19 protein-coding genes and 1 riboswitch are annotated in these 19,255 nt (G+C 71.0%); of the genes, 12 read left to right on the top strand and 7 right to left on the bottom strand.

Annotation, left to right across the window (positions count from 1 at the left end):
- Positions 1-157 precede the first annotated feature (157 nt).
- The 7 genes from RY94_RS04130 (at position 158) to RY94_RS04100 (ending at position 7,959) form a co-directional block, all read left to right on the top strand.
- Positions 158-685: a hypothetical protein gene (locus tag RY94_RS04130; protein ID WP_156135010.1), complete on the top strand. Its 528-nt coding sequence runs from the start codon at positions 158-160 to the stop codon at positions 683-685.
- A 128-nt stretch (positions 686-813) separates the two neighbouring features.
- On the top strand, positions 814-2,424 hold the full coding sequence (locus tag RY94_RS04125) for a multicopper oxidase family protein (RefSeq protein WP_043442096.1): 1,611 nt from the start codon (positions 814-816) through the stop codon (positions 2,422-2,424).
- 86 nt (positions 2,425-2,510) lie between these two features.
- A complete protein-coding gene (lepB, locus tag RY94_RS04120) occupies positions 2,511-2,960 on the top strand; it encodes a signal peptidase I (RefSeq protein WP_231554408.1) in 450 nt (149 codons plus the stop codon).
- A gap of 98 nt (positions 2,961-3,058) precedes the next feature.
- Positions 3,059-4,057 (top strand): MBL fold metallo-hydrolase, encoded by a 999-nt coding sequence (locus tag RY94_RS04115; protein WP_052273914.1) that lies wholly within the window; start codon positions 3,059-3,061, stop codon positions 4,055-4,057.
- Positions 4,058-4,120: 63 nt separating this feature from the next.
- Positions 4,121-4,594: a MarR family winged helix-turn-helix transcriptional regulator gene (locus RY94_RS04110; RefSeq protein ID WP_043442092.1), complete on the top strand. Its 474-nt coding sequence runs from the start codon at positions 4,121-4,123 to the stop codon at positions 4,592-4,594.
- Between the two features lie 133 nt (positions 4,595-4,727).
- On the top strand, positions 4,728-6,908 hold the full coding sequence (gene malQ, locus RY94_RS04105) for a 4-alpha-glucanotransferase (RefSeq protein ID WP_043442083.1): 2,181 nt from the start codon (positions 4,728-4,730) through the stop codon (positions 6,906-6,908).
- A gap of 55 nt (positions 6,909-6,963) precedes the next feature.
- On the top strand, positions 6,964-7,959 hold the full coding sequence (locus RY94_RS04100; RefSeq protein ID WP_043442082.1) for an NAD(P)/FAD-dependent oxidoreductase: 996 nt from the start codon (positions 6,964-6,966) through the stop codon (positions 7,957-7,959).
- Between the two features lie 68 nt (positions 7,960-8,027).
- On the opposite strand, the gene RY94_RS16620 is transcribed toward RY94_RS04100, so the two are convergent.
- Positions 8,028-8,408, bottom strand: a complete 381-nt coding sequence (locus tag RY94_RS16620) for a YtxH domain-containing protein (RefSeq protein WP_052273913.1) — start codon at positions 8,406-8,408, stop codon at positions 8,028-8,030.
- Positions 8,409-8,590: 182 nt separating this feature from the next.
- Between RY94_RS16620 and RY94_RS04090 the strand changes: the two genes are divergently transcribed.
- Positions 8,591-9,397: a DNA-formamidopyrimidine glycosylase family protein gene (locus tag RY94_RS04090; RefSeq protein WP_043442081.1), complete on the top strand. Its 807-nt coding sequence runs from the start codon at positions 8,591-8,593 to the stop codon at positions 9,395-9,397.
- A gap of 31 nt (positions 9,398-9,428) precedes the next feature.
- On the opposite strand, the gene RY94_RS04085 is transcribed toward RY94_RS04090, so the two are convergent.
- Positions 9,429-10,664, bottom strand: a complete 1,236-nt coding sequence (locus RY94_RS04085; RefSeq protein ID WP_082046145.1) for a glycoside hydrolase family 26 protein — start codon at positions 10,662-10,664, stop codon at positions 9,429-9,431.
- A gap of 17 nt (positions 10,665-10,681) precedes the next feature.
- A riboswitch (cyclic di-GMP riboswitch) is annotated at positions 10,682-10,756 on the bottom strand.
- Positions 10,757-11,035: 279 nt separating this feature from the next.
- On the opposite strand from RY94_RS04085, the gene RY94_RS04080 reads away from it, so the two are divergent.
- The gene (locus RY94_RS04080; protein WP_043442080.1) at positions 11,036-11,707 is read left to right on the top strand and encodes a peroxiredoxin-like family protein; all 672 of its coding nucleotides are present in this window, start codon (positions 11,036-11,038) and stop codon (positions 11,705-11,707) included.
- A gap of 31 nt (positions 11,708-11,738) precedes the next feature.
- On the opposite strand, the gene RY94_RS04075 is transcribed toward RY94_RS04080, so the two are convergent.
- Positions 11,739-12,002, bottom strand: a complete 264-nt coding sequence (locus RY94_RS04075; RefSeq protein ID WP_197060587.1) for a hypothetical protein — start codon at positions 12,000-12,002, stop codon at positions 11,739-11,741.
- A 76-nt stretch (positions 12,003-12,078) separates the two neighbouring features.
- A complete protein-coding gene (locus RY94_RS04070) occupies positions 12,079-13,743 on the bottom strand; it encodes a GAF domain-containing sensor histidine kinase (RefSeq protein WP_197060586.1) in 1,665 nt (554 codons plus the stop codon).
- 351 nt (positions 13,744-14,094) lie between these two features.
- On the opposite strand from RY94_RS04070, the gene RY94_RS17655 reads away from it, so the two are divergent.
- Positions 14,095-14,235 (top strand): ANTAR domain-containing protein, encoded by a 141-nt coding sequence (locus RY94_RS17655; protein WP_156135009.1) that lies wholly within the window; start codon positions 14,095-14,097, stop codon positions 14,233-14,235.
- 63 nt (positions 14,236-14,298) lie between these two features.
- Here RY94_RS17655 and RY94_RS04065 read toward each other — a convergent pair whose 3' ends face one another.
- From RY94_RS04065 to RY94_RS04055, 3 genes are all read right to left on the bottom strand, one after another.
- On the bottom strand, positions 14,299-15,054 hold the full coding sequence (locus tag RY94_RS04065) for a GAF and ANTAR domain-containing protein (protein ID WP_231554407.1): 756 nt from the start codon (positions 15,052-15,054) through the stop codon (positions 14,299-14,301).
- A 155-nt stretch (positions 15,055-15,209) separates the two neighbouring features.
- On the bottom strand, positions 15,210-15,842 hold the full coding sequence (gene sigK / locus RY94_RS04060; protein ID WP_052273911.1) for an ECF RNA polymerase sigma factor SigK: 633 nt from the start codon (positions 15,840-15,842) through the stop codon (positions 15,210-15,212).
- A 224-nt stretch (positions 15,843-16,066) separates the two neighbouring features.
- Complete coding sequence (locus RY94_RS04055) at positions 16,067-17,086, bottom strand: LacI family DNA-binding transcriptional regulator (RefSeq protein ID WP_043442068.1); 1,020 nt, start codon at positions 17,084-17,086, stop codon at positions 16,067-16,069.
- A 114-nt stretch (positions 17,087-17,200) separates the two neighbouring features.
- Between RY94_RS04055 and RY94_RS04050 the strand changes: the two genes are divergently transcribed.
- Positions 17,201-17,935: a sugar phosphate isomerase/epimerase family protein gene (locus RY94_RS04050; protein WP_043442066.1), complete on the top strand. Its 735-nt coding sequence runs from the start codon at positions 17,201-17,203 to the stop codon at positions 17,933-17,935.
- Entirely contained in the window at positions 17,932-19,053 is a 1,122-nt protein-coding gene (locus RY94_RS04045) for a Gfo/Idh/MocA family protein (protein WP_043442064.1), read from the top strand. The genes RY94_RS04050 and RY94_RS04045 overlap by 4 nt, the downstream gene beginning before the upstream one ends.
- Positions 19,054-19,255: the final 202 nt, after the last annotated feature.

Genomic DNA, 19,255 nt, shown 5'->3' with positions numbered 1-19,255 from the left:
GCGCACGCCCACACGCTAGGAGGACCACCTTGGGGAAATGCTGGCCCTCGTCCACGGTTCCGTGCGTCGGGGCCTCCCGGGGAGGCGGCACCCGTGCCGTCGAGGAGCACGCTCGCGCGTGCCGGTCCTGGTTCCTAGGGATTCCCTAGGAGACGGCGTGACACTGACCGGCATGGCGTCCCCTGCAGCGCTCAGGCGCACACGATTGCTCGTCCCGATGCTTCTGCTCGCCCTCGTGGTGAGCATCGCGGTCGGCGCACTGACGGCCGCCCCCCGGACACCGCCGGTGCTCCTCGGTGCCTCGGCCGACGTCGACGGGGGACTCGCGCGCATCCAGGGGGTGATACCGGTCGAGGCCGACGAGTGGCTGCCGCCCGTGCCCTCCCCCGCGCTCGACGGGCCGCCGGGAGAGGGCCTGCACAGGGTCCGGATCATGCTGGAGCTGACGGCGATGGAGGAGGACGGGCTGGTCTTCGACCCCTCCCGCTACGCCGTGTCGGGCCTGGGTTCCGGCTCCTGGGACGCGGTCTGGTTCTCCCCTGCGCCTGCCACGGCGCGCCAGGGCGAGACCGTCGACGCCGTCCTCGTGTTCGACCTCCCGGACCGGGCCATCGATCTGACCCTCGAACTGCCGGGCGGGCCCGGGCTGGCGCTCGGACCCGGACACCACCGGGGCGGAAGCTAGAGCGCGGGCCCCGAGTCCGGGGCTCTCCAAGCCTTCTACAGGCATTCTCCAAGGGCTGGTCCGTCCGGTGCAGGGAATCCCCAACCTGGGTGCGGCACAGTCGCGGCATCGAGGTTAGGAGACAGCTCATGTCAGTGTCACGTCGTCGCGTACTGCTGCTGGGAGGGCTGGGCGCCCTTGGTGCAGGCGGTGCGATCCTGCCCACACGATCGGTGGACGCCAAGTCCGCGAGCCGGCTCAACGACCGGGAGATGCCGAGGCCCTTCCAGGTGCCCTTCGTCCAGGCCCCCGTCCTCCAGCCGTACGCCACGGGAATCGATCCTGCGGACGGGCTGCCCGTCAACTACTACAGGGTGACCCAGAAGGCCGCCACGGCCCGGATCCTGCCTCGGCTGACCACACCCGTCCTCGGCTACGACGGACTGTTCCCGGGCCCGACCATCAGCCTGGACCAGGGCACGAAGGCGGTCCTGCGGGTGCGCAACCAGCTGCCGGCACAACATGCGCTGGACGGACACGCGCTGTCCACGTCCACGCACCTCCACGGCTCGGCGTCGCTGCCCCAGTACGACGGCTATGCCAGCGACATCACGCACCCGGGCTTCTATAAGGACTACCGCTACCCCAACGTCCAGCCCGCCCGGAGCCTGTGGTACCACGACCACGGGGTGCACTTCACGGCCCTCAACGCGTACTCCGGCCTGGCGGCGCAGTACCACCTGCACGACCCCGTGGAGCGGCAGCTCCTCCCGCAGGGCCGGTACGACGTCGCGCTGACCATCAGTGATGCGATGTTCGCGGAGAACGGGTCCCTGGGGTATGACGACAACAGCCACTCCGGCCTCTGGGGCGACGTGATCCTGGTCAACGGCAGGCCGTGGCCCGTGATGAAGGTCCAGAAGCGTGTGTATCGCTTCCGGATCCTCAACAGCTCCATCTCCCGGTCACTGCGGCCGACACTCAGTACCGGGGCCCCCCTCGTCGTCGTGGCGACCGACGGCGGTCTGGTCCCGACGGCCCAGAGCGTGGCGAACTACCGCCATGCGGGAGCGGAGCGCTACGAGGTCCTCATCGATTTCCGGAAGTACGCCACCGGGCAGCGGATCGAACTGCGCAACCTCTCGAACAGGAACAACGTCGATTACGACTTCACCCACAAGATCATGGCGTTCGACGTCACCGACGAGCCGGTGGACACGACGGACCCCACCTGGAACCGGATCCCCACCACGCTGGTCGGCAGCGAACCCATGTCGCTGACGGCCGCGCAGGCCGTGAAGACGCGCCGGTTCCGGCTGAAGCGTAGCGATGTCACCAACTTGTGGACCATCAACGACGACAGTTGGCAGGACGTCATCGCCACCGGGTACAAGCGGGTGGTCGCCGATCCCGCCCTCGATTCGGTGGAGATCTGGGAGGTGGAGAACGGCTCGGGCGGCTGGTTCCACCCGCTCCACATCCACCTGGTCGACTTCCAGGTTCTCAGCCGGAACGGACGGGCGGCTTTCCCCTACGAGCGCGGCCCCAAGGACGTGGTCTATGTCGGGGAGGGGGAGACCGTGCGTCTCCTCATGAAATTCACCCCGCACCAGGGCCTCTACATGATGCACTGCCACAATCTGCCGCACGAGGACCACGACATGATGGCCCAGTTCCGGGTGGGCCTCAGGGAAACCGACTACGACCGCAACGATCCGATGACGGTGGCCCGGCCCGAATGGGACGACGAGACGGATTGAGGGTCGTCCGAGGACCGGGGCAGGGGTCGGGGCGTCCACGCACCGGGCGGCCACCCGACCATCGCGGACGTGGACCCGGCATCCTCGTGGCGACGATCGTGGTGCTGGCGGTCCTGTCCCTCAGGGCATGGGTGGTGGAGCCTTTCATCGTGCGGTCGGACAGCATGGAGCCGGCGATCGCCTCCGGCTCCATTGCCTTCGTCTACAAGCCCGCGGCCGCCGGCGCGATCGAGAACGGTGCCGTCGTCGCCTTCACGAACCCCGTCGACGGCCACACCGCCATCAAGCGGGTCGTGGCCGGCGAAGGGCAGAGCGTCGCCATCCGCGACGCGGAACTGTACGTCGACGACGTCCTCGTGGCAGAGGCGTTCGTCGATCACAGCCGCATCGACGCGACGTACTTCGGCCCCGTGACCGTCGCGGCCGGGAGCGTCTTCCTGCTGGGAGACAATCGCGCCGTCTCCATCGATTCCCGGGACTTCGGGGACATCCCCGTGACGTCGATCGAGGGCATCGTGATCACGGCGACGAAGTAGGCAGCACGCCCTGCGGGCCAGGGGGACCCGGCCCCGCGGGCCGGGTCCCGCAGGTCCCGCTGCGGGGCTACGGTGGGAGGAGACCATCGGGAGGGCACATGCACAACACCGGCACGCAGCACCTCGCGGCCTCCGACCGCGGGGAGCTCCCGCCGCTGGAGCAGGTGCGCGACGACGTCTGGTCCCTCGCGCAGCCCATGCCGGGCGGGCACCTCGCCTACTCCTTCACGTACCTGCTGCGCGGTGCGGACGGCGGCGTCCACGTCATCGACCCCGGGTGGGACTCCGACGCGAACTGGGACCGGCTGGCATCGGCGCTGGTGGCGGTCGCGCCGGACGGGGCCGTCACCGGGATCACCGGGACGCACCTGCACCCCGACCACGTGGGCATGGCCGCCCGCCTGCGGCGGGCGTCGGGCGCACCCCTGGCGATGCACGGTGCGGAGCGTGCCGCCCTCGAGCGCCATGACGCCCGCCTGCTCGATGCCGACGAGGTGACCGCGCGCCTCGAGGGGTGGGACGTCCCGCACGAGCGCCGGGACGAGCTCTCCCGCTTCGTGGACCGCTCGCCCCACGGGCTCGCGCCGGCCGTGGACCGGACCCTGTCCGACGGCGACGTCCTGCCCGTCCCCGGCTTCCGGACGGTCGTGATGGGGACGCCGGGGCACACGGCCGGCCACATCTGCCTGCGCGACGACGACCGCGGGCTCCTCTTCACGGGCGACCACGTGCTGCCCACCGTGTTCGCGGGGCTGGGACTCGGGGGCGCGACGCCGTCGAACCCGTTGGCCGACTACGTGGCGTCCATCGACCGGGTGCGCCGCTACGGACACTACGAGGCGCTTCCCGGGCACGGCCACCGGTTCTCCGGGCTGGGCGGGCGGGCGGACGAGAGCGCCGAGCATCAGCTGAAGCGCGCGCGGGAGGTGGCGGCGGTCCTCGCGGACGTGGAGGAGCCCACCGTCTGGGATCTCGCGTCGCGCCTGACCTGGACCGCGGGCTGGGAGGGGCTGCAGGGTTTCCAGTTGCTGTCCGCGCTGTCCCAGACGGAGATCCACCGGGACTTCGTCAGGACGCAGGCGTGGCCCGCGCGCTGAAATCTTCAGGAATGTTCGCCGGAACCCCTCCCCGCCCGGGCCGCTCGTCTATACGCTTCGGGAATGGAGACAGCAGCGGGGGCAGGTGACGTCGAATTCGACCGCGCCATCGAGGTGCTCGAGGAGCAGACGAGCGTGCTGTGGCGCCGGGAACGGACCACGTCCCATGCGCTCGCGAAGCACGTGCACCCCGACATGGAGCCGGCCGCCTACGGCATCCTGACGCTCCTGCAGCGGGAGGGGTCCCTCCGGGCGACGGACATCGCCCTCAGCATCGGGGTGGGCAAGCCGTCCGTGAGCCGGCAGCTCGCCGGGCTCGAGCGGCTGGGGCTCGTCAACCGCGAGCTCGACCCGCACGACGCCCGCTCCCAGCGCGTGGTCCTCACACCGCTCGGGCAGCAGCAGCTCGCGGCCGCGCAGAGCGGCCGACGCACGGCATTCACGGCCCTCATGCGCAGCTGGAGGCCGGAGGACGTGGAGGTGCTCGGCACGCTGATCGCCCGCCTCAACCGCACCTACACGAAGGACACCTGGTAACCCCGCACCCCGTCCTCCGCCCCGGGTCCCGGCACGCACGGCGGGGTGCGGCGCGGGGTCCCCGACCCCGTCAATCCCGGGCGGGCGGCGGGTGCGGATGCGCAGCCTGCTGATGGCCGCCTAGATTGGAGCCATGGCCGACACCACGCAGCACGACGACCCACGCCCGCGGACCACTTCTCCCCTCGCACAGCTTGCCGAGGCCCACCGGGTGGGGACCACCTTCAAGGGGTGGGACGGTGAACCGGCCGAGGTGGCCCCGGAGACGCTCGTGGCGGTCCTCACGGCGCTCGGGGTCGATGCCTCGTCCGACACGGCCATCGCGCAGGCCCTCGCGGACACCGCGACCGCCGCCTGGCGCTCGGTCCTGCCCCACGTCGTGGTCGTGCGCCGGCGTGACGCCGACCCCGTGCCCCTCCACGTGCCGGCCGGTGCGGAGGTGGAGTTCTGGGCCGTGGACGAGGACGGGGTCCGCCACCCGGGGGCCGTCGGCGAGCCGGGGGAGGCCCGCACCGTGGACGGCCGGGACCTCGAGCGGCGGGAGGGCACGCTGCCGCACGCCGTCCCGCTGGGCTGGCACACGCTCCACGCCCGCGTGGACGGGCAGGAGAGCACTTGCGCCTTCGTCGTCACGCCGGACCGGCTGAGCACCACGGCCGCGTTGGCGGACCACCGCGGCTGGGGCCTGATGGCCCAGCTGTACTCGGTCCGCTCCGCGGACTCCTGGGGCATCGGCGACCTCGCGGACCTCGGCCGGATCGCGCAGGCGGCCGCGCGGCACCGGGGCGATTTCGTGCTGGTGAACCCCCTGCACGCCGCCGAGCCCGTACCGCCGGTGGAACCCTCGCCCTACCTGCCGACCACCCGCCGGTACTTCCACCCCCTGTACCTGCGCGTCGAGGACATCCCCGAGTACGCGAGCCTCGACACCGCGGCGCGGACGCGCATCGATGACCTGGCCGCGGGTTTCTCCGCCGTGAACACGGCCACCGACCTGCTCGACCGTGACTCCTCGTACGCCGCGAAGCTGGAGGCCCTCGAGCTGGTCTTCGCCGTCGAACGCCCGGCGGGGCGCCAGCAGGACTTCGACGCCTACCGTGCCCACCAGGGCCGGGGGCTGGCCGATTTCGCGCTGTGGTCGGCGCTCGCCGAGGCGTATCCGCCGGACGCCCCGGAATGGCACGAGGTCGGACGCCCCGGCTCGCCCGGAGCCCGGCAGTTCACCGAGCGCCATGCGCCACGGATCGAGTTCCACGCGTGGCTGCAGTGGCTGCTCGACGAGCAGTTGCGGGACGCCCAGCGGGCGGCGACCGATGCAGGGATGTCCATCGGCGTGGTGCATGACCTCGCCGTCGGCGTCCACCCCAGCGGGGCGGATGCGTGGGCGCTCCAGGACGTCCTCGCCGCGGGCATCAGCGTCGGCGCGCCACCGGACATGTTCAACCAGCTCGGCCAGGACTGGAGCCAGCCGCCGTGGCACCCGGACCGCCTGGCGGCTTCCGGCTATGCGGCGTTCCGCGACATGCTCCGCAACATCCTGCGTCACGCCGGCGGCATCAGGGTGGACCACATCCTCGGCCTGTTCAGGCTGTGGTGGATCCCGCAGGGCGAGGCACCCGGCGCAGGAGCCTACGTGTACTACGACCACCGGGCGCTGATCGGCATCCTCGCCCTCGAGGCGGAACGGGCCGGCGCGATCGTGGTCGGGGAGGACCTCGGGGTCTTCGAACCCGGAGTGCAGGAGTACCTGGCCGAACGCGGCATCCTCGGCACCTCGATCCTGTGGTTCGAGCAGGACGAGGACGGACCCCTTCCCCCCGAGGCCTACCGCAAGGGCTGCCTGACCACGGTGACCGTGCACGACCTCCCGCCCAGCGCAGGGTACCTGGCGGGCGAGCACGTGGCGCTGCGCGAGAGGCTCGGCCTCCTCAGCCGGCCCGTCGAGGAGGAGCAGGCCGAGGACCGCGCCGTGCAGGAGAAGTTCCTCGACCTCCTCCGGGAGCGCCATCTCCTCGCGGACGGCCCTGCCGGCGTCCCGGAGACCGTCGAGGCCCTGCACGCGTTCATCGGGCAGACCCCGTCCATCCTGCTGGGCGTGGCGCTCGCCGACGCCGTCGGGGAGCGCCGCACGCAGAACCAGCCGGGCACCAGTGACGAGTACCCCAACTGGCGGATCCCTCTCGCCGACGCCGACGGCAGGGCCGTCCTCGTCGAGGACCTCGTTGCGAACGGGCGCTTCTCGTCCCTCGTGGCGTCGCTGGGCCTGACCTCCGATCCCGGGCCGACCGACCCCGCCGCGCGACCCGCCGGCTGAGCGCAAGGGAAAAGTGCGACCGCGGTGCGGCCGCGCGGCGTGGTCGGATGGTGGGATGGACAGACCGGTAGTGTATGACGCCGTCGTCGTCGGCGGCGGGATCGCGGGGCTGAGCGCAGCCCTCGTGCTCGGGCGGGCCCGGCGGCGCGTCCTCGTGATCGACGGCGGAACGCCCCGCAACGCGCCGGCGGACGCCGCCTTCGGCTTCCCGACCCGCGACGGCACCACCCCGGAGCACCTCGTGGCCCTGGGCCGGGCGGAACTCGAACCCTACGGGGTGCACTTCCTGGACGGCGTCGTCGACGGCGTCCTCGTCGACGGCTCGGAGGAGCGGACGGGCGCCTGGACCGTGACGACCACGGACGGCGCGACGGCGCAGGGACGGCACCTGATCCTCGCCTCGGGCCTCCGGGACGTCCTCCCGGAGGTCCCCGGCGCCCGGGAGGCGTGGGGCAGGGGGCTGCTGCAGTGTCCGTACTGCCACGGCTGGGAGGTCAGGGACCAGGCGCTCGGCGTGATCGGCTGCACCGACGCATCGCCCGCGCAGGCGCTCCTGCTGCGGCAGTGGTCGGCGGACGTGACCTACTTCCCGCACCTCCTCGGCCCCGTGCCGGAGGAGGATGCACGCCGCCTGCGAGCCAGGGGCGTCCGGGTGGTGGACGGGGCGGTCCGGGACCTCGTCCCGGACGAAGCGCACGACGACGGCGGCCCGCGGGCGCTCGTCGCCGTCCGCGTGGACGACGGGTCCGCCGACGGGGAACGGGTGCCGTGCATCGCGGTGTTCTGCGAACCGGGGGCGGACGCGGGTTCCCTGCTGGTCGCCTCGTTGGGCTGCGAACTGCGCGACGACGGCTGCGTCGCCACCGATCACCTCGGCCGGGCGTCACGGGAGCGGGTCTGGGCGGTCGGCAATGCCGCGGACCCCGCCGCCCACCTCGTCACCGCCGCCGGAGACGCCTACCGGACGGCAGTCGCCGTCAACGCCGTCCTCGTCACGGAGGACTGCGCGGCAGTGCCGGACACCGGGGGAGTGGCCGGCGAAAGCGTCTGACCGTTCCTGCAGGGGACACGGAAGAGGCGGGCCCCGGCGTCATGCGGGGCCCGCCTCGTGGAGAGCCGCTACTTCCCGAGATCCTTCCCGAGCTCAGGACGGGTCTCGCTGTCCTGTGCCTGGAACGGGGTGTCCTCGATGTCGCGGGGATTCCCGCCGCTCGGTCCCGTGGTCCCCGTGGTCCCGGCGCCACCCTTCGCCTTGCCGCCCTTACCGGACTCGCCCTTGCCGGACTCACCCTTCTTCAGGGCGCCCTTCAGGGAGTCCTGCACCTCGGGGGCCTTGCTCTTGATGGTGTCGGTGGTCGAGGCGACCGTGTCCTGCACCTTCGGGTTCTCCCACAGCTCCTGTGCCTTGGTCTTGAGCTGCTCGTAGCTCTCCCGGCCGGCCCGCGTCCCGAGGACGTAGCCGACCGCCATGCCTGCTGCGAAAACAAGCTTGTTCTTCATGGTGTTCTCCCTTCGATGGACTGCGTTCCTTCCGAATCTAGACCACCCGGTCGGCTGCGGCGAGAGGAGTTTGCCACGGGCAACATGCTGTATGGGGGCGCGGCGGGGCGGGTCGTGCCGGGGCCGAAGCGTCGGTGGCGGGCGCTAGGTTGGCCGCGGCAGCAACAGGACAGGGAGGCGTCATGCCCGAGGGGGACAGCGTGTTCCGGCTCGCCGCCCGTCTGCGGAGATCCCTCGACGGGCGCGCGCTCAGCCGTGGCGACCTGCGGGTCCCCGCGCACGCCACCACGCCGCTGGACGGTATGCGGATCACGGAGCACGTGACCCACGGCAAGCACCTGCTGACGCGGTTCGACGGCGGGCTGACCCTGCATACGCACCTGCTGATGCAGGGGTCATGGACGGTCACGGCCCCCGGCAGGGCTCTGCCGCGGAAACTCCTGCCGGACGTCCGGGTGATCCTCGCGGTGCAGGACGGCCCCACCGCGTACGGCCTGGACCTGCCCGTCGTCGACCTGCTGCCCACCCGGGCGGAGGGCGACGCCGTGGGTCACCTCGGTCCTGATCCGCTGCGGGACGACTGGTCGATGGACGAGGCGGTGCGCAGGCTGCGCCGCGACCCCGGGGAGCGCGTGGCGGCCGCCCTGCTCGATCAGCGGAACGTCGCCGGGTTCGGGAACCTGTGGGCCAACGAGCTCTGCTTCCTGCGGGGCGTCCACCCCGACACGGCGGTCGCCGACGTCGACGTCCCGGCGCTGGTGGCCCTCGGCGCCCGGTGCCTGCGGTTCTCGGCCACGCAACCCGGCGCGCACCAGGTCACCACGGGGAACACCCGCCGGGGGGAGAAGCACTGGGTGGCCGGCCGGGCGGGCAGGCCGTGCCTCCGGTGCGGTACCACCGTGCGCGTCAGGGCGGAGGTGCCGAACGATCCGGGCCGCCGTCGCACCTGGTGGTGTCCGCGCTGCCAGCCGCTGCCGTCGCCGGGCTGACGGCGACGGCCCATCCCATGCCGGGCGGCTGTCAGCGCCGCGCGGCGAGGGCGGCCGCGAAGGCGCCGGCGGAGTCGGCGCTGCTGTCGATGCGCCAGTCGGTCTCCTTGACGATGTGGAACCAGACGAGCGCGACGACGTCCTCCTGCGCGGAGACGTACCCGAACAGGTCGGAGATCCACCGGGGTTTGGACCCGCCCATCTCGGACGAGGCCGTCTCGGCGATCATGATCGGCGTGCCCGGCGCGAGGCGCCGGAGCTGCGCGATCCCGTCGCCGAACAGTGCCTCGGGGTCCTGCCAGGAGGTCCACGCCTGCGACGTACCCCAGTTGTAGCCGTCGAGTGCGACGACGTCGGCGTACTCTCCGCCCGGGTACAGCCGGTCCAGGGGCGTGGATCCCGAGTAGGGGACGCTGGGGTTCCAGACCCAGCTGATGTTGGTCGCGCCGGTGGAGGCGACGACGTCGTGCACGTGCTGGTAGGCCGCGATGTAGTCGCCCGCGGTGTTGCCGTTGACGCCGGCCGCCCACGGGTACCAGTCCCCGTTCATCTCGTGCGCGAACCGCAGGTACACCGGGTGCCCCCAGCGCCCCAGGGCCGTGCCCCACTCGCGGAGATAGGTGTCGAACTCACCGGCCGCGATGCGGTCGAGGGAGTAGGCAGGCTGCCCGGTGCCGCCGCCCCAGGTCCACGGCTCCCACGTCAGCAGCGTCTCGGCACCGCGGGCGCGCACGGCATCCAGCTCCGCGATGGGGGCGGGCTGGTTGAAGTCCTTGTAGGACAGCACCAGGGACGGCGCCTCTCCCGCCAGGGCGGCGACGTCGTCGAGCTCCGCGCCGGCCGCGGACCCGCCGTCGGTGCCGACACCGAAACGGAGGCCCTTCGGGGCGCCCGATGCGGGTGCCGGGTCGAGGACGGTGTAACGGGCGCTCGCGGTGGCGGCACCGGCGGTCGCCGTGATGTCCACCGGGCCGGTCCCCGCCGGCACGATCGACACCGCGAAGGAGCCCTTCGGCGTCGTGGTCAGGGGCGCGCTCACGGTCCCTGCCGTGACGATCCCCCTGGTCTTCCTGGGGAAGCCGGTACCCGTCACCGTGACGGCGGTGCCGGGTGTCCCGGAGACGGCACCGACCGTGATCGTGGCTGCGGCCTGGGCGGATACCGGCGCCACCCCGACCATCAGGACGGCCAGCGCCGCGACGACCACGACGAGGCGCGCGGCGGCGGTCCGGAGGGCAGAGGATCCGAGACGGGGAACGGGAGACATGATCGGCACCTCGCTGGTTGGGTGGTCCGGCCGACCGCGAGGGTCCCGTGGCCTTGCGTCCCCGGCTCGCGCCGGGTTTGCCCTTGTCGTGGAGCGGTCGCCCGGACATGGCGGCCCCTCGCGATGCTGCGGGGCCCAGTCCATCGTCCTCGCATACCTGCAGCGCCGGGGCCGGAATCCGCCGGGCAGTGGCAAAGGATTGCGGCAGATCTTCCGCAGGGCGCGTCCCGGGCGGCCCCCGGCCCCAGGGGAATGGATCTCCGGACACCGGGGCGACGCGCCCGTGGCCTTGGGAATTCGTGTGCTCTGCACCACAATTGGAACAGCGACAGGCTCGAGGCTCCCGTCGTGGATGGGCGGAGGGGGAAGAAATGAAGCAGAAGCAGAAGTTCACGGACACGATCGCGGCGCAGGTGGACGAGTTCACGCCGACGTTCGAGGCGCAGGTCGGTCCGGCGCTCGCGGAGGTCTTCGAGCTGGAGCAGGAGGAGCTCCGTCGTGCAGGGCTCCCGGACGGGATGGCCCGCGTAGGGGACAAGCTTCCCGATGTCCTCCTGTACGACGGCCACCGGCGCCCGGCGCCCCTGCGGGAGGTTCTCGGGTCCGCGGCCGCGATCATCGTCTTCTACCGCGGCGCCTGGTGCCCCTACTGCAACATCGCCCTGCAGACCTATCAGCGGGAACTGAGCCCCCTCGCGGAGAGCTTCGGGACGCGACTCATCGCCATCAGCCCGCAGGACCCGGAGATCGCGCAGAAGATGGCGCACGAGTCGGGACTGTATCTGCCGCTCTACTCGGACGCGGGGAACAACCTCGCCTCGCGGCTCGGGATCGTCACAGTGCCCAGCCCCGAGTCGACGCTGGCGCGCATCGCCCTCGGCATCGACGTCGCCGGGTCCAACGTGGACCGGACCCTGAGGATCCCGTTCCCCACGGTGATCGTGGCTGATGCGACGGGCACCATCCGCTTCATCGACGTGCACGCGGACTACACGGACCGCACGGAGACCGGCGACATCATCGATGCCCTCGTAGCGCTCTGAGCGGATACCGGAGCGGCCGCCGTCGGCCGGCTCAGGCTTCCTTCGCCTCGCTGTCGGCGCCGTCCTCGACGTCGGCGGATACCGGGGTGTCACGGACCAGCTGGCGGCGATCGAGCTCCTCGCGGAGCTCGTGGTGCTGCCCTTCGGTCTCGGCATCCACCCCACCGTCGCGGATGTACTGCACATCCCTCGCGCGGTGGTTCCTGCTGTTCAGGATGTCCAGGTCATCCCGATCGATCGATGTCAGATCCTCCGGGAAGAGCTTGTTCGGGTCCAACCTGCTGCTATCACTCACGAAGTGCCTCATTCACATGCCACAAACCCAGGAGCCCCGCTTCTAGAGGCGAGACCGACACTACCGCAATCGTCCCCTACTTCCGGGCTTCCGGCAGTGCGTCCTCCTGGACACTCAGGGGCACGATGAGCAGGACGCGCGTTCCGTGGCCGGGGGTGCTCGAGATCGACAGGGTGCCGTCGCAGAGGTCGGCCTGGCGACGCATCTCCGCCAGGCCGGGGCCCGAGGACGGTTCGACGAACCCGGAGCCGTCGTCGATGACTCCCATTTCGAGGCGATCCGGAAGGGCCTGCAGCGTGATCGTGATGGAGTGCGCTGCAGCGTGTCGGAGGGCATTGGACAGCCCCTCCCGGAGGACCCCGTTGACGTGTTCGGCCACCTCGGGGCCAACGGTGGCGTCAAGGGGGCCCGAGAGGTGCAGCACGGGCTGGAGGGAGTAGTTCTCGGCCCCTGCCGCTACGAGGGCGAAGACTCCGGAGCTGAAGGTCGAGGCGATCCGCGGGACCGAGCGGAGGGAGTAGATGGTGTCGCGCAGCTCCCTGATCGTGGCGTCCAGTTCGGCGGTCACCACGCTGATGCGGTCGAGCGCCCTGCGGTCCGAGAGGTGCTTGCGGAGGACCTGGATGCTCAGGCCCGTCGCGAACAGTCGTTGGATGACCAGGTCGTGGAGATCGCGGGCGATCCGGTCCCGGTCGCCGAACACCGCTTCCTGTTCCCGTTGCCGCTGGGCCCGCAGCAGTTCCAGGGCCAACGAGACGTGGGACGTGAACGTCCGCACCATCTCCCGGTCGACGTCGGTGAACGAGGACTCTGCGCGGCGCCCGAAGAGGAGGTACTGCCGCTCCCCGGACCCGGCGAGCCTTACACACAGGGCCGTCGTCGGAGCAGGAAGCGAGGATCCCGGCATCAGGCGGGCGATCTCCACCGGTGTCAGCACCAGCGGAGGCGACACCGCTGTCAGATCCTCCAGCAGCGCCGGATAGTTCCAGGATGCTCCGGCGAAGGAGGCGGCGTCCTGGCCGTCCGCCGCCGCGCAGAGGAGCCCTCGCTGGTCGCCGATCTCACGGAGAACCAGCGCGACGTCGCTGTGCGATGCCCGCAGGGCATGATGCGCGACCGATGCGTGATGGCTCCGCACCGGATCGGTCTGGTCGAGGATCTCGCGGACGGCGTCGAGGCCGCCCTCGAGCCACCGGGTCCGGCGGACCGAGTCGTCGAACAGGTGGGAGTTCGCGATCGCGATGGCGGCCGCGGCGGCGAGAGCGACGAGGAGTTCCTCATCGGTGCTGGTGAATCCTCCTCCCCCGCTCTTCTCGGTGAGGTACAGGTTCCCGAAGACCCGGTCCCGGATGCGGATGGGAACTCCGAGGAACGAGCTCATCTCAGGGTGGCGGGCAGGGAAGCCGGCCGCGCTCCGGCGCGGGGGTACATCCGGCAGGGGCAGGGGGCCGGCACCCGCCGGAGCCGGACCACCGCCGCCTCGGGGGAGCGACGAGGCTTTCCCGTCCTCGCCGCTCCCGAGCCCGACGGTGATGAAAGCGCTGAGCAGCCGATCCGGCCCGATCACTCCCAGCGCCCCGTACCGTGCGTCGACGAGCCTGCAGGCCGAGGACACGACCCTCTCCAGGACGGTGTTCAGGTCGATGTCCTCGGCCATCGCACCGAATGCTCCGACCAGGGCGCTGATCCCGGCTGACGCTCCGGAGCTCGTGGCCGCCTCATGGCCTGGCGTGTGCTTCATCGTCTCAGGATGCACGACTGAGCGGGTCTGCCGCGCCATATTTCCCGACGACGGTCGATGAGGTGGGCCGCGAGCCGGGTATGAACAGGAGTGCAGGGCGCGAGGCCCTGCACTCCTGCCGCCCCCAGTGCCGTTTGCTCGACCCGAGGACTCTTCCCAGTCAAGAGCCAATCCCGTATGGAAGCAACCATCGCTCGCACGGCGTGGTCCTCAGGAAACTGTGAACCGGACCTGTCGACGTCGGCGGTGAGCGGGTGCGTGATCCCGCCACGGAACTGGCGGAGTTGGCCCGGTCGCTGCAGCGGGAACCGGACTCGGACGCGATCCTGGGCGGGTTCGTGCGCGCGGTACATGGGACGCCACCGGATCACCGGCGAGCAGGCGTTCATCGTGCTGTCCATGGCCAGCCGGCGCACCCACCTGAAACTCTGGAGCGTCGCCGACCACCTCATCAGCAGCGGCGACCTCCCCGGCAGGAAGAACGCTCGATAGGGAGCGGGGTTCGCTCAGCCCCGCAGGGGTCGAGCCACCGGCGCACGCCACGCGTGGTCGCCGTCAGTGGTCGAAGTGGGTTGTCAGCGGTTCTGCCTGCCCCACTGATGTGAGGATGCCGGCTGCGAGGTCCGAGACCTTCACGTTGCGCGTGGAGGATGCCTGGCGGAGGATCGCGAAAGCCTCCTTCTGGCTGCACCTGTTCTGGGCCATGATGGCACCGACGGCGGTGTCGATCGTGGTGCGGGTCGTCATGGCGGCCTTGAGGTGTTGTGTGTCCTCGTTGAGCCTCGCGATCCGCACGGCAAGCCGCAGGGAGCGTGAGGCGTCGCGGGCGAAGCCTTCGGCCACCGTGATGCCCCTGGCGTCGAAGGCGTCCGGGGTGGTGGAGTAGAAGTCCAGGCCGGCGCTGGCGCCGTCGTCGAGCCGGACGGGGATGCCGAGGGCGGAGCGCAGGCCGTGCGAGGCGATGGCCTGACGGTATTCGGGGAAGCGTTCCTCGGTGAGGAAGTCCCGGACATGCACGGTCTCACCGGTGCGCGCGGCCCGGAGGCAGGGGCCGTCGTCGAACCCGTACTGCACTTCGTCGAGCTCGCGAGCCTTGTCGCTGCTGCTGGCGACCGTGATCATCGATCGTGGGCGCAGGAGCGTGACTCCGCAGAACACCTCACCGTAAGCACTGCTGAACGCTTCGGAGGCGATGGTCGCCAGTCCCGTGAGGAAATCCTGGACGTCATCGCTTTCGAGGACCATGTCCTGCAGGAGTGCGGTGACCGGATCGCGATCCATCTCGTGGGCAAGTTCCTTTTCGTCGGGCATGCGGCTGGCTCCTTGAACGAGGGGGTCTCAGGTCGCCGATCCGGCCGCAGCGATCTGAACCGTGCCGGGTCGTCGATCACGTCGGATCTGGCGGGCGACGACGTCGAACGCTTTCCTCCGAAGAACTATAGGACGTGGACCCGGGGGGTGTTCATTCAGTGCGCCTCCTGGAGGGAGGTCCTGAGGCGTTTGATGCCGTCCCGGATGCGGGTCTTGGCGGTCGGCCCGGGGATGCCCAGGTGTTCGGCGACCTCGAGGTAGGTCAGGCCGGCGTAGTAGGCGAGATGGATCGCCTCACGCTGCGCGGCGGACAGGGTGCTCAGGCAGGCCCGGACCGCTGCGGTCTCGGACCGCTGGATCACCGCGTCCGCGACCTGGTCGTAGTCGACGTCCCGGTTCCTGATTCCCCACGTGAGGTCCCTGGTGCGGTGGGATTCCTCGGACCGGACCTTGTCGACCGCGCGGCGGTGCGTGACGGTCATGATCCAGGACATCCCGGTGCCGAGATCGGGATCGAACCGCGCCGCGGCACCCTGCCAGAGGGCGAGGAAGACGTCCTGCGTCGTCTCGGCGCTCATCTCGGCATCGATGAGCACTTTCCGGGCGAGCCCGTGGACGCGGGCAGCGGTCTTCCCGTACAGGTCCTCGAATGCCTGTGCGTCGCCCTGCCCGACCCGAAGGAGCAGCGCATCCACCTCGCTGCCCGGTCGGCCCGGAGCCGCGACGGCAGGGCCGGAGGGGGACCGGGGGGAGAGGCGGCCGAGGGCCGGGATCTGAGCGTTCTGCATGTGCGTGAGACCTTCTGATGACCGTCGGCGTGATCCAGGCGGCGTCGCGGCACGGGGTGCACTAAGTCGCCTGATTGCTAAAGAACCTAGGGACAGCAAACCACAGGTGGATCCGCGTCGTCCGACACGAGTGGTGGGAGTGCGGAAATCTTGCGTGTAGTGAGGATTTGCGGTTGGTACCGGTCCGTAGCACCCGGACGGTGTGTCGCGCAGGCCCGGTCGGCTCAGCCCGCGGCGGTGCTCGGCCTGACCACGAGTTCGCCGTGCGGCATGGACCTCGTCTGGATGGTGCCGGTGTCGAGCAGGGCGAGCAGGAGCTCGGCGGCCACGCGACCCTGCAGGCCCGGGTTCCGGGACAGGGCCGTGACCCCGGGGGACGCGAGCCGGCAGTGCAGTGAGTCGTCCCAGCTGATGATCGCGACGTCGTCCGGGCAGTGCAGGCCGAGTTCGCGCAGGGCGAGCAGTCCGCCCATCGCCATGAGGTCGTTGCCGAACACCACCGCCGTCACCGGTGTCCGCGGTGCGCGGAGCAGGGTCACCACGGCGTCGTGACCGGCGCGGAGCGCGTAGTCCGCCTCGTGCTGGACGACCTCCATGTCGTGGCCCGCCGCGCGCTCCCGCACCCCGCGGATGCGCTCCTCCTCGTGGAGGAAGCGGTGCGGCCCGGACACGTGCGCAATCCGGCGGTGCCCGGCGTCGTGGAGGTGGTCGACGACGGTCGCGGCGTCGACGGCGTGGTCCGTCGTGGTCCCGGAGAAGGTGGGAGACGTCCCGGTCTCGGGGCCCCCGTGCAGCACGAACGGCAGCCCCAGGCGGTCCAGCAGGGCGGGTCGCGGGTCCTCGAGCAGGAGGTCGAACACGAGGACGCCGTCGACCTTCCGCTCCCCGGCCCAGCGCTCGTAGGTGGCCCGCTCCTGGGCGGGGTCGTTGCCGACCATGCGCAGCATCAGGGCCAGGTCGCCCTCGGCGAGGGCCGTCTCGATGCCGGTGAGCAACCCCATGTGATAGGGCTCCGTGCCGATGAGCAGGGGATCGGCGGACAGCACCATGCCCACGGCCCCCGCACGCGACCGGGACAGCGCGCGGGCCGAGGAGCTGGGGTACCAGTCGAGTTCCTCGGCGAGGTCCAGGACACGACGTCGGGTCAGTTCGCTGACCCCCGGCAGGCCGTTGAGTGCGTAGGAGACGGACGCCTTCGAGATGCCCAGCCTCTTCGCCAGCCCGGCGATGGTTTCCTTGGCCATGGCCTACACACTAACCCCATGCACTGCTTGACCGACCCTGGGATATCACCTAGGTTCGGTCTGACTGCTGAACCGGTTCAGTAGTGCCGACCTTCTCAGCGAGGAGAACCCCCCGTGACGTATTCGCTCCAGCTCTACACCCTGCGGACGGCCCTGGGGGAGGATCTGCCGGGCACCATCAGGCGTGTCGCCCACCTCGGCTACACCGCCGTCGAGCCCTACAACTTCGTCGCCACGGCGGACGAACTCGCGGCCGCCCTCGCGGAGAGCGGCCTCACGGCCCCGTCCGGCCACGCGCCCCTCCTCAGCGCGGACCAGGACGAGATCTTCGAGGCCGCACGGAAGCTCGGCATCGGCACCGTGATCGACCCCCACGTCGAGCGCTCCCACTGGACCTCGGACGGGGACATCAGGGCCACCGCGGAAGCACTCAACGCGGCAGCGAGGAAGGGCGCCGGATACGGCATCACCGTCGGCTACCACAACCACGAGTTCGAGCTCGAGGAGCGCATCGACGGCACCTCGGCCCTCGAGGTCCTCGCCGGCTACCTCGACCCCGAGGTCGTCCTCGAGGTGGACACCTACTGGGCGGCCGTCGGCGGCGAGGACCCCGCCGGGCTGCTCCGCCGCCTCGGCGATCGCGTGCGCTTCGTCCACATCAAGGACGGCCCGCTCACCAGGGACACCAGGGAGCAGGTCGCCGTCGGCTCCGGCAGCATGCGCGTCTGGGACGTGCTCGACGCCGCCCCCGGGCTCGAGGCCGTCGTCGTCGAACTCGATGACTTCGACGGCGACATCTTCGCCGCCGTCGCCGCCAGCCTGGCCTACCTGACGGAGGGAAGGAAGTGAGTGCAGCAGGGAAGCGCACCGGGCCCGTCGGCGTCGCCGTCATCGGCGCGGGGGTCATCAGCAAGGAATACCTGACGAACCTGACGGGCTTCCCGGACGTGACGGTGCACATCGTCGCCGACATGTTCGAGGAGGTCGCCGCCGCCCGGGCCGCGGAGTTCGGGGTACCGTCCTCCGGAGGCGTCCAGGACGCGCTGGACCACCCCGACGTCGAGATCGTCGTGAACCTGACCATCCCCGCCGCGCACGTCGAGGTGGCGACCGCCGCGGTGGACGCGGGCAAGCACGTGTGGAGCGAGAAGCCCTTCTCGCTGGACCGTGAGAGCGGGATCGGCCTGCTCAAGACCGCGGATGCCGCCGGGCTCCGCCTGGGCTGCGCTCCCGACACCTTCCTCGGCGCCGGCCTGCAGACGGCGCTGCGCCTCGTGGCGCGCGGCGACATCGGCGTGCCCCAGACCGCGCTGACCCTGATGCAGTCCCCGGGCCCCGAGTCCTGGCACCCGAACCCCGCCTTCCTCTTCCAGGCGGGAGCCGGACCGCTGTTCGACATGGGCCCCTACTACCTGACCGCCCTCGTCCAGACCTTCGGGGCCATCACGAAGGTAGGGAGCTTCGGGTCGACCTCCCGTGAGACCAGGACCATCGGATCCGGGCCGAAGGCCGGTGAGGTCTTCGACGTCACCGTCCCCTCGCACGTCAGCGCGATCGCCCGGTTCGCGAACGGCGGGTCCTCGCAGAGCATCTTCAGCTTCGACTCGCCGCTCCAGCGCGCGGGGTTCATCGAGGTCACGGGCACGGAGGCGACCCTCGCGTTCCCCGACCCGAACACCTTCACCGGCGACCTCCTGCTCACGCGCCGCGGGGCCGACGAACCGGAGGTGATCCCGGCCGTCGGTGCGACGTCCACCCGCGGCAGCGGCGTGCTCGAGATGGCACGGGCCCTGCGGGAGGAGCGTCCTCACCGGGCGCAGGGCCAGATGGCCTACCACGTCCTCGACGCGATGGTCTCGATCTCGGAGAGCATCGCCACGGGTGAGTTCGTCTCGCTGTCGAGCTCCGCGACCGCTGCCGAGCCGCTGCCCGAGGACTGGGACCCGTACGCCGCGACCCTGTCCTGAACCCACCCGCGGCCCCGGGCCGGCGCGCCCTGCGAACGGACAGGGGCATGCCGGAGGGCCGCTGCAGGGGCCCCGACGGCGCGTGCTCCACCGGCGTCGCGTACCCGGTGGGGCCCGGTGGCCGCGACGCCGGTCGGGTACTGGCGTAGGCTGGGAGGTGCGGACACGTTCGCGCCACCTCTGGCGCCGTCCGCGAGGAGGC

Source organism: Arthrobacter sp. L77 (assembly GCF_000816565.1).
In the GTDB taxonomy this organism is placed as follows: Bacteria; Actinomycetota; Actinomycetes; order Actinomycetales; family Micrococcaceae; genus Arthrobacter_D; species Arthrobacter_D antioxidans.
This window is presented reverse-complemented; position numbering and strand designations above follow the sequence as displayed.